This window comes from Pseudomonas sp. S8, assembly GCF_050473925.1.
Lineage (GTDB): Bacteria > Pseudomonadota > Gammaproteobacteria > Pseudomonadales > Pseudomonadaceae > Aquipseudomonas > Aquipseudomonas parakoreensis.
Window position 1 is genome coordinate 2,006,461 of record NZ_JBFDVZ010000016.1, and the last position, 16,776, is coordinate 2,023,236.

General features: G+C 59.8%; 11 protein-coding genes. 6 read left to right on the top strand and 5 right to left on the bottom strand.

Annotated elements, in window-relative coordinates; genetic code table 11:
• Window positions 1-168: 168 nt before the first annotated feature.
• The 3 genes from AB1J88_RS10265 to AB1J88_RS10275 all read right to left on the bottom strand — a co-directional run bounded on the left by AB1J88_RS10265 (window position 169) and on the right by AB1J88_RS10275 (window position 6,284).
• A complete protein-coding gene (locus AB1J88_RS10265; protein ID WP_430290989.1) occupies window positions 169-3,843 on the bottom strand; it encodes a translocation/assembly module TamB domain-containing protein in 3,675 nt (1,224 codons plus the stop codon).
• Window positions 3,840-5,567 carry an autotransporter assembly complex protein TamA gene (locus AB1J88_RS10270; RefSeq protein ID WP_430290990.1) on the bottom strand — a complete coding sequence of 576 codons (1,728 nt, stop codon included), beginning with the start codon at window positions 5,565-5,567 and terminating at the stop codon, window positions 3,840-3,842. Before AB1J88_RS10270 ends, AB1J88_RS10265 begins: the two co-directional genes overlap by 4 nt.
• Before the next feature lie 66 nt (window positions 5,568-5,633).
• Window positions 5,634-6,284, bottom strand: a complete 651-nt coding sequence (locus AB1J88_RS10275) for a GNAT family N-acetyltransferase (protein ID WP_086794616.1) — start codon at window positions 6,282-6,284, stop codon at window positions 5,634-5,636.
• 328 nt (window positions 6,285-6,612) lie between these two features.
• Between AB1J88_RS10275 and xthA the strand changes: the two genes are divergently transcribed.
• The 3 genes from xthA to AB1J88_RS10290 all read left to right on the top strand — a co-directional run bounded on the left by xthA (window position 6,613) and on the right by AB1J88_RS10290 (window position 10,261).
• Window positions 6,613-7,425 carry an exodeoxyribonuclease III gene (gene xthA, locus AB1J88_RS10280; protein WP_108182305.1) on the top strand — a complete coding sequence of 271 codons (813 nt, stop codon included), beginning with the start codon at window positions 6,613-6,615 and terminating at the stop codon, window positions 7,423-7,425.
• 162 nt (window positions 7,426-7,587) lie between these two features.
• Window positions 7,588-8,922 (top strand): substrate-binding domain-containing protein, encoded by a 1,335-nt coding sequence (locus AB1J88_RS10285; RefSeq protein ID WP_430290991.1) that lies wholly within the window; start codon window positions 7,588-7,590, stop codon window positions 8,920-8,922.
• A 154-nt stretch (window positions 8,923-9,076) separates the two neighbouring features.
• Window positions 9,077-10,261: a delta-60 repeat domain-containing protein gene (locus AB1J88_RS10290; protein WP_430290992.1), complete on the top strand. Its 1,185-nt coding sequence runs from the start codon at window positions 9,077-9,079 to the stop codon at window positions 10,259-10,261.
• A gap of 62 nt (window positions 10,262-10,323) precedes the next feature.
• Here AB1J88_RS10290 and AB1J88_RS10295 read toward each other — a convergent pair whose 3' ends face one another.
• Entirely contained in the window at window positions 10,324-11,553 is a 1,230-nt protein-coding gene (locus tag AB1J88_RS10295; protein ID WP_430290993.1) for an acyl-CoA dehydrogenase, read from the bottom strand.
• A 157-nt stretch (window positions 11,554-11,710) separates the two neighbouring features.
• Between AB1J88_RS10295 and AB1J88_RS10300 the strand changes: the two genes are divergently transcribed.
• From AB1J88_RS10300 to AB1J88_RS10310, 3 genes are all read left to right on the top strand, one after another.
• A complete protein-coding gene (locus AB1J88_RS10300; RefSeq protein WP_041075049.1) occupies window positions 11,711-12,640 on the top strand; it encodes a LysR family transcriptional regulator in 930 nt (309 codons plus the stop codon).
• Window positions 12,641-12,827: 187 nt separating this feature from the next.
• Complete coding sequence (locus AB1J88_RS10305) at window positions 12,828-13,226, top strand: MerR family transcriptional regulator (RefSeq protein WP_041075047.1); 399 nt, start codon at window positions 12,828-12,830, stop codon at window positions 13,224-13,226.
• 146 nt (window positions 13,227-13,372) lie between these two features.
• On the top strand, window positions 13,373-14,272 hold the full coding sequence (locus AB1J88_RS10310; protein ID WP_401065246.1) for a hydroxymethylglutaryl-CoA lyase: 900 nt from the start codon (window positions 13,373-13,375) through the stop codon (window positions 14,270-14,272).
• Window positions 14,273-14,937: 665 nt separating this feature from the next.
• Here AB1J88_RS10310 and AB1J88_RS10315 read toward each other — a convergent pair.
• Window positions 14,938-16,635, bottom strand: a complete 1,698-nt coding sequence (locus AB1J88_RS10315; protein ID WP_430290994.1) for an AMP-binding protein — start codon at window positions 16,633-16,635, stop codon at window positions 14,938-14,940.
• Between the last annotated feature and the right edge of the window lie 141 nt (window positions 16,636-16,776).

Genomic DNA, 16,776 nt, shown 5'->3' on the forward strand with positions numbered 1-16,776 from the left:
CCGGTCAGCGCCAGTGCTGACCAACGCTTGCGGACAAAGTCATTACCGAGCAAGACCATACTCAAGCGGACCATAGGCGGAACCGGCAAGGTTTTGAGGGTTCGGTGAGTCTAATACATCCTGGAAAAACCGGATCGCAGCGTCACGACCCGGCTATTGGCCACGTTCTCAGAAATCGCGCTTGTAGAAGATATCCAGCGAACTGGCGACACCGCTGGCGGCTTCGACATATACCTTCTTGCTCAGCTTGTAACGCAGCGCGATGGTGTTGGCTGGCTCGAACACGCCGACGCCATAACGCAGGCTGAGTTTCTCGGAGATGTTGCCGCTGGCGACCACGCTGGTAGTGTTGCCGCTGCCTTGGGTATCGAGCTGGAAGTCCTGAATCCCCAGGTCCTTGGCCAGACTGCTGGTGACCCCGGAACTGCCCATCAAGCCCAGACCCAATGCCGCTTGCGCGAGCATGTTGTTGTCTTCGCCGTTGGTGCTCAGCGGACGTCCCAGTACCAGGTAGGACAACGCCTGTTCCTGGCTCATGGCCGGTTCGGAGAAGATCTGCGTGGTCGGTTGCTCGGCACTGCCGCTCAGGCGAATACCGGCGATCACGTCGTCGGTCTGGCGGATCGCTTCGATGTCCAGATACGGCTGATCGATCGGGCCGGCAAACAACAGACGCGCACGACGCACGTTCAGGCGCTGGCCGTAGGCGCGGTAACGGCCGTCGTTGAGCCACAGCTCGCCACGGGTGTCCATGTTGTCGCCGATGTGCACGTGACCTTGCAGGTTGGCGGTCAGGCCGAACCCGGCGAAGCTCAGTTTGTCTTCGCCGACCACCACGTCGATGTCCATCTTCATCGCCAGCGGCGGTTTGCCCTCTTCGGTCTGTGCCCCGACGATGATCGTGTCGTCGGACACCTTCACCGTTGACGGCGGCAGTTCACGCACGGTGATTTCGCCTCGGGGCACCTGAACCTTGCCGGCAATTTTCAGCTCATCGCCGGCCATGGAAATCTTCAGGTCCGGCGCCACTTCCAGCTTGGCGTACGGCTCGACGGTGACCGGCAATTGCGTGCCCTTGAGCGCCAGATCCACCACCAGCGCCTGGCCCCAGGCGACGTTACCGTTCAGGCTGCCCTGCCCGCTCTTGCCGCTTTTCCAGCCACCGTCGAGGCGCACCGATTCGCCGGCAATCACCGCGGTGAGTTGCAGATTCTGCAACTCCATCGGCAACTCGGCGCCAGATACTTCACCGTCACTGAGTTTGACGGTGCCGTTGACCAGCGGCGCCAGCAGCCCGCCGGAAATCGTGCCGCTGCCGTTCAGGCGCCCGGTGAGTTTTTCGACCATCGGCACAAACGGCCGCGCCACCGACAGGTCCAGTCCGCTCAGGCGGAAAGAGCCGCTCAACGGTTTGTTTTTCGGCAGCGGATTGAGCTGCGCCTGCACCATCAACTCGCCGAGTTTGCCGCCGACGAAGTTGAGTTCGGTGTCCACGCGCTTGGGTGTGAGTTTGCTGGTGAGCTTCAGGGTCTGGTACGGGAAGTCCAGCCACTGATCCTTTTCTTTCATGCGCAAGGTGCCGCCGCTGGCGTCGATGCTGACCACGCCGTTCGGGCCGCTGGCTGGCAGGTCCAGTTGCAGATCGGCGTTGAGCTTGCCCTGCCAGGCAAAGTCTTTCGGCAACCATTGCGCGAGGCTTTCGATCGGGAACTGCTTGAGGTGGTAACGCAGTTTCGGCTCCGGCAGCAGGCGCTGATCTTCGCCGCACAGGCTGGCATTGCCGGACATCCAGCAATGCGCGCCGAAGTTGATCTTGCCGTCAGCGAGGCGTTCGAGTCTGGCCGGGTTCTGCAGTTTCCAATCCTGGCCGCCGGCCTGAATGTCGCCACTGGCCAAACGTCCGCGCCAGTTGCCCTGATCCAGATTGCCGTCCAGACCGAGGGCCAGTTTCAGCTTCGGCCCGAGCAGGTCGAGGTCGAGTTTCTGCTGCTTGATGTCGCCTTGGGCGCTGGCCGTCAACACACCGAGGTTGGTGTCACCGGCCTGAATGCCGCTGCCCTTGAGGTCGATCTTTGCCCGTTGCGCACTGTCGAGCGTGGCATCGAGATTGAGGCTTTGCAGACGATTGTCCTGAAACGCCAGTTGCGAACCTTGCAAGCCGAGCTTGCCTTGCGGTGCCTTCAGCGTACCGGCGACATTGACCAGCCCCGTGACCTGCCCGCGCAACTGCGGCCAGAGCTGGGCCAGGCGCGTCAGCTTGATGTCGATCTGCCCGGTGAGCTTCTGTTGCAGGCTGCCCTTGCCGCTGATGCTGTTGTCGCCGAGGCGGATTTGCAGGGCGTTGAGGTTCCATTGCTCACCGGCACCGTCCGCCTTGGCCTGGAGGATCGCCGGTTGCCCGCGCAATTTGCCTTTGAGGTCGAGGTCGGCGGAGAGGCTCAGGCGTTCGTTCTTCATTTCGCCTTTGCTGCGCAATGGCCCGGCCAACGTGCCCGGCAACTCCGCAACCCAGTACGCCGGGTTCAGCGCTGACAGATCCAGCGCGGTGTCCCAGGCGATGCCATCGGCAAACTGCACGTTCACATGGCCTTCAGCCTTGCCCTGCCCGGCTTCCATTTTCAATTGTGGCAAGGCGATCTGTTTCAGGCTGCCACTGAACGGACTGCTGAGGCTGAATGCGCCCGCCGGACCGTCCAGTGCGGCGGCGAAGTTACCGATGTACTGACCGTCGGTGTAGGAGACTTCGCCAGTGAAGGTGCGCAAGGCGACTTGGGGTTCATCGATTTCGTTATAGAGCCGATGCCACGGAAAGTCCTGCCAGTTGATGTTGGCTTGGGCGCTGAGGCCTTTGCTCCAGTCAACGCTGCCGGTGAGTTTGAGGCTTTGTTTGTCGTTGGCCGTCAGGTCGAGGCCGGCAATCTGCGCGCCACTGGCGTCGACTTTGCCTTTGAGCAGCAGCGCCACCGGCCCCTTGTCGGCGGGCAGCGTGGCGTTGCCATTGAGCTGGTAACCGTTTTTCAGATCACCTTCGCCGGTCAAGAGCAGTTGATTCAATTGCAGGGTGTCCGGCAGGTCAGCGCTCGGTTTGAACGCATCGCTGGTGATCCGCACCTTGGCCGGCAGATTTTCCGCCAGCGGCTGCAGTTCGCCGCTCAACTGGCCGTCGAGGTAACCGTGGCTGTCGGCGTGCAGGTTGAGGGTTTTCAGCAGATCGCCGTCAACCTTCAGCGCCAGCGTCCAGGGGCCGGTGCCCGGTGACGGCAGGGTCAAGTCGCCAACAATGTTCAGCGGCCAGTTGCCGGTCGGTTGCAGCAGGCCTGAAAGGTTCAGGCTGAGGTCGTCGCGCTGCAATTTCACGCTGTCGATCTGCAGGCCCTGGGCGGTCCAGTGCGCCGCCAGTTGCAGGCCCTTGAGCTGCTCGCTGCCGTTGAACAGCAGGCTGCCGACTTGTACGTCGCCGAGTTCGATTGCCACCGGCAGTTGCAGATCCGGCAGTTTGATCGGGCCGCTTTCAGTGGTTTCTTCACTCGGCGGGAATTGCAGAATTACCTGATCGGCCTTGAGCTGTTCGATGCACAGGGTCATGCGCGTCAGGCACAGCGGCGACCAGGCGAAGATTGCCTTGTTCAGCTCGACGCGACTGCTGTCCTGCTGCCACAGCAGATGATCGGCGCTCCATTGGCCACCGAGACGGCCCTGGAAATTCTCCACGCTCAAACCCGGCACCAGGCTCAGCGCCCAACGGCTGCCGGCCTGCGTCCCGAGTACCGTGCTGATGCTCATTACAACCAACAGCACCAGCGACAACAGCGCCAGTGCCGATATTTTCAAACCACGCTTCACAGCTCAGGCCCCATGGAAAAGTGCAGCCGGATGCCGCCATCGTCGTCCAGCGCGTGGGCCAGGTCGAGGCGGATCGGCCCCACCGGCGAGACCCAGCGCACACCGATACCGACCCCGGTCTTGAGGTTCGGCAGTTCGAGTTTGTTGAAAGAGTTGCCCTGGTCGACGAAGGTCGCGACCCGCCATTTCTCGGCAATCGAATATTGATACTCGACGCTGCCGGCGACCATGTAACGCCCGCCGATGCGGTCACCCTTGGCGTTTTCCGGGGACAGGCTCTGGTAGTCGTAACCGCGCACGCTCTGATCGCCACCGGCGAAGAAACGCAGCGACGGCGGTACCGAGTTATAACCGTTGGTGGCGCTGCCACCGACCTGCACCCGGCCGAGGAAGCGGTGGTTGTCGAACACTGTGGTCAGGCCTTTGATCAACGCCGTGCCATATAAAAGGTTGTTGTCGGAGCCGAGGCCTTCCTTCGCCACTTTGCTTTCAAAGGTCAGGCGATAGCCGTTGTGCGGGTCGATGCGGTTGTCACTTTTCAGGTACGAATAGCTGATGCCAGGCATCAACAAGGTGCTCAGGCCGGAGTCGTCGCCGAGCTGATATTCCTCGCGCTGCCATTTCAGCGAGATCACCCGCTGCCAGCCGCTGGGCAACTTGCTGTGCCATTCCGGGCCGAAGGTCAGCAGCTTGCTCAGGGTGTCGGAGCCGTCGATGTCTTCGTATTGATAACCACCGGCCCAGCGCAATTTATCGGTCAACGGCGGGTCGAGCGGGATGTCGTAGAACAGCCCGACGTTTTGCCGTGGCGCCGACAGTTCGGCCTCCCAACCGTAGCTGTCGCCCTGCGGGTTGACCCAGTGGCGCGTCCAGTTGGCCTTGATCCGAGGGCCGACGTCGGTGGAATAACCGAGGCCCAGGCCCATGGTGCGCGGCTTGCGTGTGTCGAGTTTGACGTCGACCGGGATCACGTCGTTTTTCGCCGCCGTCGGTGCGGCATCGACACGTACGCCTTCGAAATAGCCGCTCGATTGCAGGTCGCGATTGAGTTCGGCGATCAGCTCGGAGTCATACGGGTCGCCGGCCTTGAACGGCACCATGCGCTGCAGCAGGTCTTCGTCGAACGGCGTGTCGCCCTCGAAACTGACGCTGCCCAGCGCATAACGCGAGCCGCTGTCGTAGATCAATTCAACGTCGGCCACCCCGGCACGCGGGTCGACCAGGAGTTTCTGGCTGGTGAAATGGCCGCTGAAGAAGCCGAAACGCGAGGCCTGGTTCTGAATCAGGCGTTTGGCGTCTTCATAACGCCCATGGTTGAGCACGGCGCCGGACTTGAGCGTGTCACTGCTCGGCACACGAAAGGATTTGAGGGAGGCCGCGGGCCCGTCGACGCGGATAGTCACGTTGCGCAGACGAATCGGCTCGCCGGGATCGATGTTCAGCACCAGGCGCGGTTTTTCACCGCCCTTCACGTCACTGTCGATCTGCGGCTGGTAATAACCCAAGGCCTGCGCGGCTTTGCGCGCCTGCTCCTCGGCCCCGCGACTGAAGCGCAGCAAGGCTTGTTCGTCACGATCGCCGAGGCTGCCGATATAGCCTTCTATATTGGCCTTGAGTTCGTCGTTGGACGGTTTGATCCGCACGTCCAATTCACTTTGCGCCAGCGCCGCGCAGCTGGTTAACAGCAGGAGCACGCCACTGGTAAATCTTCCTGGAAACTTCATAGGCGCGGATGCTATCACGGGCTTGGGAGCGTGATAGAACAGGAAATTTCCGAAGAAGTTCGATTGCTATGCTGTTGCAGTTTGTAACACCTGCGGATTGGCGTGGAAAAATACATGTTCGCGCACCGGGCCGACGGCCACTTCGCCAATCTCTTCGTAGCCCTGGCGTTTATAGAATTCCAGGTAACGCGGGTTGCCGGTGTCGAGCACTACGCCTTGCGAGGTTTCGTCCACCGCGCACCAGTTGTGCACCGCCGTCAGCAACTGCTCACCGAAGTGTTTGCCCTGAAACTGCGGGTGGATTCCCAGCAGCGGCAACATGTGCACCGAGTCGCTGGGCACGCACGCCGCCACCGCATCGTGATAGGCCAGATAACGCCGGGTGCACCGGAAACCGGTGCTGAGCACCATGCGCAGGCGCCACGCCCAGCTCTCGGTGATCCCCAGACGCCGTTGCGGCGGTGCGATCAGGGCAATCCCGATCAGGCGGTCGTTGACCAGCAGACCGATGGCCGGCAGGTCCTGCAGGAAATGCTGCTTGACCAGCTCACGCACCGTGGCCCGTACGCGCTGCTCGTAGCCCGGCCGCTCGGCCTCGAACAAGTAACCGAAGGTCGGCTCGTGGCGATACGCCTGATACAGCAACGATCGGGCTTCGCGCGAGTAACCGCGGTCGAGCATGTGGATGTCGGCGATGGCAGTCTGGGTTTCAGGCATGACGGTGATTCTCCCCCGGGGCGCAGCGCAAATGACTGCGCTCTTGTTGCTACGAACCTTTTGCGGGCGGCGCAGTTCCCCACAGGTATAGACCAAGCCGGGAGCTTCATCGACCGGGCGGGCCTCTTCGCTGGCAAGCCAGCTCCCACAGGTTTTTCCGGTGTACATGAATTATGTGTCCGACATGGACACTGTGGGAGCTGGCTTGCCAGCGATGAGGCCTATACCGGCAACACTCATCTGACAGAACACAGGGAATCTGCTTACCCCACACTGGCCCCCATCCCACATGTCAGCTAGCATCGCCCTTTTGCCAGGACTGCCGACCATGAAGATTGTTTCCTTCAACATCAACGGACTGCGCGCCCGTCCGCATCAGCTGGCAGCGCTGATCGAAAAGCATCAGCCGGACGTGATCGGCCTGCAGGAAACCAAGGTCCACGACGACCAATTCCCGTTGGAAGAAGTGCGTGCGCTGGGTTATCACGTTTATTTCCACGGTCAGAAAGGCCATTACGGCGTTGCCCTGCTTTCGCGCAGTGAGCCGATCGCGATTCACAAAGGCTTCGCCAGCGATGAAGAAGACGCCCAGCGGCGCTTCATCTGGGGCACCTTCGCCGACGCCAATGGCGTGCCGGTGACCATCATGAACGGCTACTTCCCGCAGGGCGAAAGCCGCGACCATCCAACCAAGTTCCCGGCCAAGCAGCGCTTCTACAGCGACCTGCAAACCCTGCTGGAAAGCCAGTTCCATAACGAACAGCCGCTGGTGGTGATGGGCGATGTGAACATTTCCCCGGAAGACTGCGACATCGGCATCGGCCCGGACAACATGAAGCGCTGGCTGAAAACCGGCAAATGCAGCTTCCTGCCGGAAGAACGTGAATGGATGGCCCGCCTGAAAAACTGGGGCCTGACCGACAGCTATCGGCACCTGAACCCGGACGTGACCGACATGTTCAGCTGGTTCGACTATCGCAGCCGTGGTTTTGAAGACGAACCGAAGCGCGGGCTGCGCATCGACGTGATCCTCGCCTCCCATGGCTTGCTGCCACGGGTCAAGGATGCGGGCGTGGACTATGAACTGCGCGGCATGGAAAAACCGTCGGATCATGCGCCAATCTGGCTTGAGTTGAGCTGATATTGGTCAAGATCAAAAGATCGCAGCCTGCGGCAGCTCCTACATTGGAACGCGTTTTCCTGTAGGAGCTGCCGCAGGCTGCGATCTTTTGATCTGTCATGTTTTGGTCATGCACCTGACTTAATCTCCCCGGCAATCCCCTTGGCCTGATTCGGTGCCGGCATGACCCTGCGTGTTCTGTTCGCTTTTCTGTCGAGTGCATGGCTGACGGTCAGTGCCGCCACCCTGCCCGTCCCCGAAAACGGCCCGGCATTGCGCATTCAGGGTTCCAACACCATCGGCGCCGATCTCGGCCCGGCGCTGGTCGAAGGTTTTCTGCAAGAGCAGGGTCTGCTGAAGATTCACCGCGAAAACCCCGACAACGCCAACGAACAACACATCGTGGCTCAGACTGCGCAAGGCCAACGGGTGGTGATTGACGTCGCCGCCCACGGTTCCAGCACCGGGTTCACCGCACTGAAAACCGCCAGCGCCGACCTCGCCGCCTCCTCACGCCCAATCAAGGACAGCGAACTGCTCAACCTGGAAGCGCTCGGCGACCTGAAAAGCGCTGAGGCCGAGCAAGTGATCGCCATCGACGGCTTGGCGATCATCCTTCACCCCGGCAACCCCCTGCAGCAACTGGACACCGAGCAACTGGCGCGGATCTTCAGCGGTGAGGTGAAAACCTGGGAAGACGTCGGCGGGCACGGCGGATCGATTCATTTATATGCGCGGGATGATCAGTCCGGTACCTACGACACGTTCAAGGAACTGGTGCTGGTTCGTCGTGGGAAACACCTGAGTTCCACTGCGAAACGCTTCGAATCCAGCGAGCAATTGTCCGATGCGGTGAGCAACGATCCGCAAGGCATCGGTTTCATCGGCCTGCCGTATGTGCGCCAGGCCAAAGCCGTGGCCATCGCTGACGGCGCATCGCAGTCGATGTTGCCGCTCAACAGCCTGATTGCCACCGAGGACTATCCGCTGTCGCGGCGCCTGTTCTTTTATTTGCCGCCCAGCAACCAGAATCCGTGGGCATCGGCGCTGGTGGCGTTTGCGCAAAGCCCACAGGGCCAGAAGATTGTCGCGGCCAACGGTTTCATCAGCCAGACCGTGCACGCGATGACCGTCACCCCGAATGCGCTGATGCCCGAGGGTTATCAATCCCTCAGCCGCCATGCCCAGCGTCTGACGGTGAATTTCCGTTTCGAGGAAGGCAGCGCCAGCCTCGACAACAAGGCGCAGCAGGATCTGGCGCGGGTGCTCGACTATATAAAGCGCCACGCCAAGACCGAGCGCGCGGTGACGCTGGTGGGGTTTGGCGACGAGAAAGACGACCCGGCACGGGCCGACCTGCTGTCGAAACTGCGGGCGATGGCGGTGCGTCGCGAACTGGTGAAGAACGGCGTGGTGATACGCGAGGTGCGTGGGTTTGGCGCGCTGATGCCGGTGGCGGCGAACAGTGCGGATGAAGGCAGGATCAAGAATCGGCGGGTTGAGGTTTGGGTTTATTGACGGCCTCAGACCTGTCCAACGGCCCCCGCATACTGTCAGAGTTGACAGGTGTGTGAGCGATTGCTTCGTGCCTAAAATCGGCATCACTTACTGACCTGTTAAAACCCGCCAAGCAGGTGCCGTCAGTGCCAAGGGTGATATTCAAGGATAAGTCATGAACACTGAAAGCTCGAGGCCAAAAAAACCTGGCGATCTGGACACAGGCTTCGGTACAAACGGGATCATTTTTGGCCCGACAAACGCAGTCACCTACTGCGTAGTCGATCAACTCGACGGAAATCTGGTCTACGCAGTACACACTCAGAATTCTTATCACATCCACCGAATATTCCCAGACGGACAGCCCGATACCTCCTTCGGCAACGAAGGCATGGTCATCGGGCAGTTCAAAGAGAATCAAAATTCCGAACCCGTTCGTCTGGTGGCGCGCGACAAAAAAATAACGATCTTCGGCGATGCACTGACAGGCGCCGAGGGAACACCTGCCGCCAAGCGGCTAAACGAGAACGGAAGTCCGGATCTGGTGTTCCAACCTGTTCTGGTACCTCGCCCGGCCATATCCTCCAACGGCGACCCCAGCGATGGAGGTGTGCTTGAAGATGGACGGATCCTGATCCTCAGCCAGCGAACCAAGGACAACCTGATGCACGACAAGGGTCAGTTGACCTGTTTTCATGCAGACGGCAGCCTCGACACAAGCTTTGGCGACCAAGGCCACATCAATATCAACTGGGGAAACGACATCAACCGCATGGTGAGTATCGCCATTCAACCGGATGACAAGATCGTTGTGGGTGCCAACTACGTGAAACTGCCAGCGGGCTCACGTATCGTCCTGACGCGTTACTTGAGCAATGGCAAACTGGACAAGACTTTCGGTGATGACGGACTTGTATCTCTAGGACCTGAAGGCGGTTCGTACGACCTTAAAAAGCTTATCGCCCTCCCGGACGGCAAACTGCTGTGTGCAGGACGCATCGGAAATTACCAAGCATTGATAATGCGTTTTGAAACGGACGGTCGTCCCGACCCGACATTTAATGGCGGCAAGGAAGTTCTGATTGAAGTCGCGTCTTACAATGGGACGTTATCCGCAGTGGCCGTACAACCTGAAGACGGAAAAATCATTGCTGCGGGTTGGGACGTAAGTTCTCCGCTGCAAATGTTTTGGGGAAGACTGAATGAAGACGGTTCGTTCGATACCCGTTTTGGCAATAACGGCTGGTCCAGGGGACTTACCGGAATTCCCTACGACATCGTGATGCAACCTGAGCGCTTCATCATCGCAGGGCAATCCTCAACACCTTCGAACTCGGTGCTCTACGGCATACAGCGCTGACAGCGCTTTTTTGACTCTCAAGAACATTGCGCCAGTTACATCCCTGTACTGGCGCAATTTCATTAACCACCCGTGCGCAGCATCTCCTTCGGCACATACTTGCCGATCTCGAACTTGCCAATCGCCGCGCGGTGCACTTCGTCAGGGCCGTCGGCCAGGCGCAGGGTGCGCTGCATGGCGTACATATAGGCCAGCGGGAAATCATTCGAGACCCCGGCTCCGCCGTGAATCTGGATCGCCCGGTCGATCACCCGCAGGGCGACGTTCGGCGCGACGACCTTGATCTGCGCGATCTCGCTCTTCGCCACTTTGTTGCCCACGGTGTCCATCATGTACGCGGCTTTCAGGGTCAGCAGGCGCGCCATGTCGATTTCCATCCGCGAGTCGGCGATCTTGTCGACGTTGCCGCCCAGACGCGCCAATGGTTTGCCGAACGCGGTGCGGCTCACCGAACGTTTGCACATCAATTCCAGTGCGCGCTCGGCCATGCCGATCGAACGCATGCAGTGGTGAATGCGGCCCGGGCCAAGGCGACCCTGAGCGATTTCGAAGCCTCTTCCCTCACCGAGCAGCACGTTTTCGTACGGCACGCGCACGTTGTCGAACAGCACTTCGGCGTGGCCGTGCGGTGCATCGTCGTAACCGAACACCGGCAGCGGACGGACGATTTTTACCCCGGGGGTGTCGACCGGTACGAGGATCATCGAGTGCTGGGCATGGCGCGGTGCGTCGGGGTTGCTCAGGCCCATGAAGATCAGGATCTTGCAACGCGGATCGCAAGCGCCGGAGGTCCACCACTTCTTGCCGTTGATCACCCACTCGTCGCCATCACGCACGGCACGGGCGGCCATGTTGGTGGCGTCAGACGAGGCCACGTCCGGTTCGGTCATGGCGAACGCCGAGCGGATCTCGCCGCGCAGCAGCGGTTCGAGCCAGCGCTGTTTCTGTTCTTCGTTGGCGTAGCGCACCAGCACTTCCATGTTGCCGGTGTCCGGCGCCGAGCAGTTGAACGGCTCCGGCCCGAGCAGCGAACGGCCCATGATCTCAGCCAGCGGTGCATATTCCAGGTTGGTCAGCCCGGCGCCGAGTTCCGACTCCGGCAGGAACAGGTTCCACAGACCTTCAGCCTTGGCCTTGGCTTTGAGTTCTTCCATGATCGCGGTCGGCTGCCAGCGATCGCCCTCGGCAACCTGGCGTTCGAACACGGCTTCGGCCGGGTAAACGTAAGTGTCCATGAACGCGGTCACGCGCTCACGCAGTTCTTGCACCTTGGGCGAATAAGCGAAATCCATGAGCAATTACCTTCTATGGGCAGAGGTTGTTCAGATCATGCAATCGATGCTAGAACAGCGCTGATAATTTACCTAGCCTATTCTCGGCGTGTATAAACATTCATCACCGATATATGATCCGCTGATCGTCAGCCCCTAGAACAAGAGAAGCCGCGTAATGAATCTGAGTAAGGTCGACCTCAACCTTTTCATCGTCTTCGACGCGATCTACACCGAAGCCAACCTGACCCGCGCCGGGCAGATTGTCGGGATTACCCAGCCGGCGGTGTCCAACGCGCTGGCGCGGTTGCGCGAGACCTTCAACGATCCGCTGTTCGTGCGCACCGCTCAGGGCATGGTGCCGACGCCGATGGCGCAGAACATCATCGGCCCGGTGCGCAACGCGCTGTCGCTACTGCGGGTGTCGGTCCAAGAGAGCCGGATTTTCAACCCGGCGCAGGCGGTGAAGACTTACCGCATCAGCATGACCGACCTGACGGAGGCGGTGATTCTGCCGCCGCTGTTCCAGCGTTTGCGGCGTCTGGCGCCCACCGTGATCATTGAAAGCTTTCTGTCCAAACGCCGTGAAACCACCAAGGAACTGGCGGCCGGACGTCTGGATTTCGCCGTCGATGCGCCGCTCAATACCGATCCGCAAGTGCGTCACGTCAAGCTGATGGAAGACCGTTACGTCTGTGCGATGCGCAAGGGCCATCCGCTGGCGGGCAAGGAAAAACTCAGCCTCGACGATTACCTGTCGCTGACGCATATCCACATCTCCAGCCGCCGCAGCGGTCTGGGCTATGTCGATCTGTCCCTGGGGAAAATGGGCATTCAGCGCAAGATCGCCCTGCGCTCGCAGCATTACTTGATGGCGTCCCAGGTCATGCAGCAGACCGACATGGTCATGACCGTGCCCGAGCGTTTTGCCCGGCGCAACGATTTGCATGCGTTCAACCTTCCAGTCAACGACGTGCCGCCGGTGGAGACTCACCTTTACTGGCATGAAAGCACCGACCAGGACCCAGCCAACCGCTGGATGCGCGAGCAGATCATCGAGTTGTGCCAGCAGGTGGCGGCGCAGGAGAAGAAGCTCGATAAGGTGTAAGGCTGGCTACCGCGTTATCGTTCTTCGCGAGCAAGCTCGCTCCCACATGGTCTTGTGCACGCCACTGATCCTGTGGGAGCGAGCTTGCTCGCGAAGAGGCCGGCACTGACAGCAACGATCCTTCCTGCTTGACGTAAACGTCAACTCGCCATTAGCTTAGCGCCAAGACCTTTTTTCGAGCGCTTTCATGAGCAGCCAGACCTACAGCATTTCCGACCTCGCCCGCGAGCTGGACATCACCACCCGGGCGATCCGCTTTTATGAAGAGCAAGGCCTGCTCAGCCCTGAGCGCCGTGGCCAGGAACGCATCTATTCACCCCGCGACAAGGTCAGCCTGAAGCTGATCCTGCGCGGCAAGCGCATTGGTTTCTCGCTCGCCGAATGCCGCGAGTTGATCGAACTTTACGACCCGTCCAGCGGTAACACCAAACAGCTCAACAGCATGCTGGCGAAAATCAGCGAACGCCGCGAACAGCTCGAGCAGCAGCTGCTCGACATCGAACAGATGAAGCTGGAGCTCGACACCGCGGAAGAACGCTGCGTGCAGGCGTTGGAACAGACGCTCAAGGGTCAGCAGGCTATTTAACGGAAAAACCTATCCCCTGTGGGAGCGAGCTCGCTCGCGAATACGGTCCGACTCAAATCTTTCGTCGACTGATCCACCGCTTTCGCGAGCAAGCTCGCTCCCACAAGGGGGCATCCGCAGTCTTTAGATAACTACAGGTCAATCCCATGTCCCTCCCCTCCCAAGTACGCCTGATCGAAGTCGGCCCGCGCGATGGTCTGCAGAACGAAGCCCAACCGATCAGCGTGGCTGACAAGGTACAACTGGTCGACGCCCTGAGCGCCGCCGGTCTTGGCTACATCGAAGTCGGCAGTTTTGTCTCACCGAAATGGGTGCCACAGATGGCCGGTTCCGCCGAAGTGTTCGCGCAGATCCAGCGCAAACCCGGCGTGACCTACGGCGCACTGGCGCCGAACCTGCGCGGCTTTGAAGACGCACTGGCTGCGGGGGTCAAGGAAGTCGCTGTGTTTGCCGCTGCGTCCGAAGCGTTCTCGCAGCGCAACATCAATTGCTCGATCAGCGAAAGCCTGGCGCGCTTCGCACCGATCATGGAAGCCGCGAAACAGCACGGCGTTACAGTCCGCGGTTACGTCTCCTGCGTGCTGGGTTGCCCTTATGAAGGCGAGGTCGCGCCGGAACAAGTGGCGATGGTTGCGCGTGAACTGTACGCGATGGGCTGCTACGAAGTGTCCCTCGGCGACACCATTGGCACCGGCACTGCCGGCGCCACGCGGCGGCTGTTCGAAGTGGTGTCGGCGCAAGTCCCACGGGAAAAGCTTGCGGGGCACTTCCACGACACCTACGGCCAGGCGATGGCCAACATCTATGCCAGTCTGCTGGAAGGCATTGCGGTGTTCGACAGCTCTATTGCCGGTCTCGGCGGCTGCCCGTATGCCAAAGGCGCGAGCGGTAACGTCGCCACCGAAGACGTGGTGTACCTGCTCAACGGTCTGGGTATCAAGACAGGTATCGATCTTGACGCCTTGATCGCCGCGGGTCAGCAGATCAGTGCGGTGCTCGGTCGCCCGAGTGGTTCGCGTGTGGCCAAGGCCCGTAACGCCCAGTGAGGGCGAAGGTGTTACCGCGGTGTCTGAAACGTGGGCGTAGTCGAGTAACACGGAAACAAATTGTCTGGTTTTGCCTGAAGGAAAAAACCTTCAAAAATCTCAAGCTATTGATTTAAAAGAGTTTTAAAAAGTTGGCACGGCTTCTGCTATCTCTATGGCATAACAAGAATAAAAAGCAGCAAACCAATAAAAATAAGACGTACCGACTCTGACATAACAAAAACAACACGGCAGAGACGCAGCTAACAGATTTTTTTGGAGAAGGTGTGCTTTTCAGGGTGCTCTCAGGAGTGACCCGCAACCGGGCAGAGAACAATAAAACTACCTTCAGGTAGCTCCCGAATCGGTTGGATCGCTAGACGAGAAAGCAGATCAGCGCTCAAAAAAATACGTTTGCTCTTGACCCCGGATGGGGGTCGCCAAAAACAGCGGTAAAGGGCCACGGTTGCCAAAAACAACAACAGACCGCCCCTCAATAATAAAAAAGAGCACGCGACGACAAAATTAAAGGGGAGCTTCGGCTCCCCTTTGTGCTTTCTCTGATTCCTGAAACACCACAAATCCCCTGTGGGAGCGAGCTTGCTCGCGAAGGCGGTGTATCAAATACAAATTTGTCGCCTGACACTCCGCATTCGCGAGCAAGCTCACTCCCACAGGGATTGTGCTTACCGCTCGACTGTCCTCAGCTCCTCGATACTGATCTCGCGCATCCGGAATTTCTGGATCTTGCCCGTCACCGTCATTGGAAACTCCTCGACGAACTTGAAATGACGCGGCGTCTTGAAGTGGGCGATGCGTTCCTTGCACCACGCTTGCAGCTCTTGTTCGGTGGCATTGTGGCCGGGGTGGAACTTGATCCAGGCGACGATCTCCTCACCGTAACGCGAGCACGGAATGCCGATCACCTGTACGTCCGCCACCGCCGGGTGAGTGAAGAAAAACTCTTCCAGCTCACGCGGGTAAATGTTCTCGCCGCCGCGAATGATCATGTCCTTGTTACGCCCCGCGATATTCACATAGCCCTCATCGTTCATGCTCGCCAAGTCGCCGGTATGCATCCAGCCCGCCTCATCGATAGCTTCGGCGGTGGCTTGCGGGTTGCTCCAGTAACCAAGCATCACGCTGTAACCACGGGTGCAGAGTTCGCCGATGGTGCCGCGCGGAACCAGGTTACCGGCCTCGTCGATGATCTTGCTTTCCAGCTGTGGCTGAGTTCGGCCGACAGTGGTCACGCGCAGCTCCAGCTCATCGTTTGGCCCGGTCTGCAGTGACACCGGGCTGGTTTCGGTCATGCCGTAGGCAATCTGCACTTCGCTCATGTGCATCTCACTGATGACCCGCCGCATCACTTCGATCGGGCAGGTGGCACCGGCCATGATCCCGGTGCGCAGGCTCGACAGATCGAACTCGGCCCGCTGCGGCTGATCGAGCATGGCGATGAACATGGTTGGCACGCCGTACAACCCGGTGGCTTGCTCTTCAGCGACGGTTTGCAGGGTCAGTAGCGGATCGAACGCGTCATTGGGGTAAATCATCGTACTGGCGTGGGTGATGCAGCCGAGGTTGCCCATGACCATGCCGAAGCAGTGATACAGCGGCACGGGGATCACCAGGCGGTCGCTCGGGGTCAGGCCGATGCTTTCGCCGACCATGTAACCGTTGTTGAGGATGTTGTAGTGACTGAGGGTCGCGCCCTTGGGGAAACCGGTGGTGCCGGAGGTGTACTGGATATTCACCGGTTGATCGAAGTGCAGACTGTCGCTGCGTTCACGCAATTGTTCGGCAGAGACACTGGCGGCCAGATCTGCCAGTTGCGACCACGGGAGAAAACCCGAAGGCGGCTGTGCATCAAGGCTGATCAACCCGCGCAAATCCGCCAGACGTTCGCTGCACAAATGGCCGATGGATTGCTCTGCGAGTTCCGGTACCAGCCCTTGCAGCATGGCGTGGTAGTTGGAGGACTTGAAAGCGCCGGCGCACACCAGCCACTGGCAACTGGACTGCTTGAGCACGTATTCCAGTTCGGAGCTGCGGTAGGCCGGGTTGATGTTGACCAGGATTACGCCGATCTTCGCCGTGGCGATTTGCGTGATGCACCACTGCGCGCAGTTCGGCGCCCAGATGCCGAGCCGGTCACCGGCCTGCAAACCCAGCGCCAGCAGCGCTCTGGCATGCACGTTCACCGCGTCGGCCAGTTGCTGCCAGGTGTAACGCAGCTGCTGGTGGCGCACCACCAGCGCCTCGCCGTCCGGGTACTGCGCGACGGTCTCGTCGAACTTCTGCCCGATGGTCATCGCCAGCAAGGCTTTGCTCTGGGAACCACGGGTGTAGCTGCGCTGCGGGTTTGCACTGGGTTGATCCATGATGACCCCTATTGTCTTTATTAGTGGGTTTACCGGAGCTCACTTTTTTGCGGGTGGCCTTGTGGTGAGGGGATTCATCCCCGATGGTGTGCGAAGCGCACCTCAGTTTTTCCTGCTGAACCGCATTCACAGGTTTTGGGT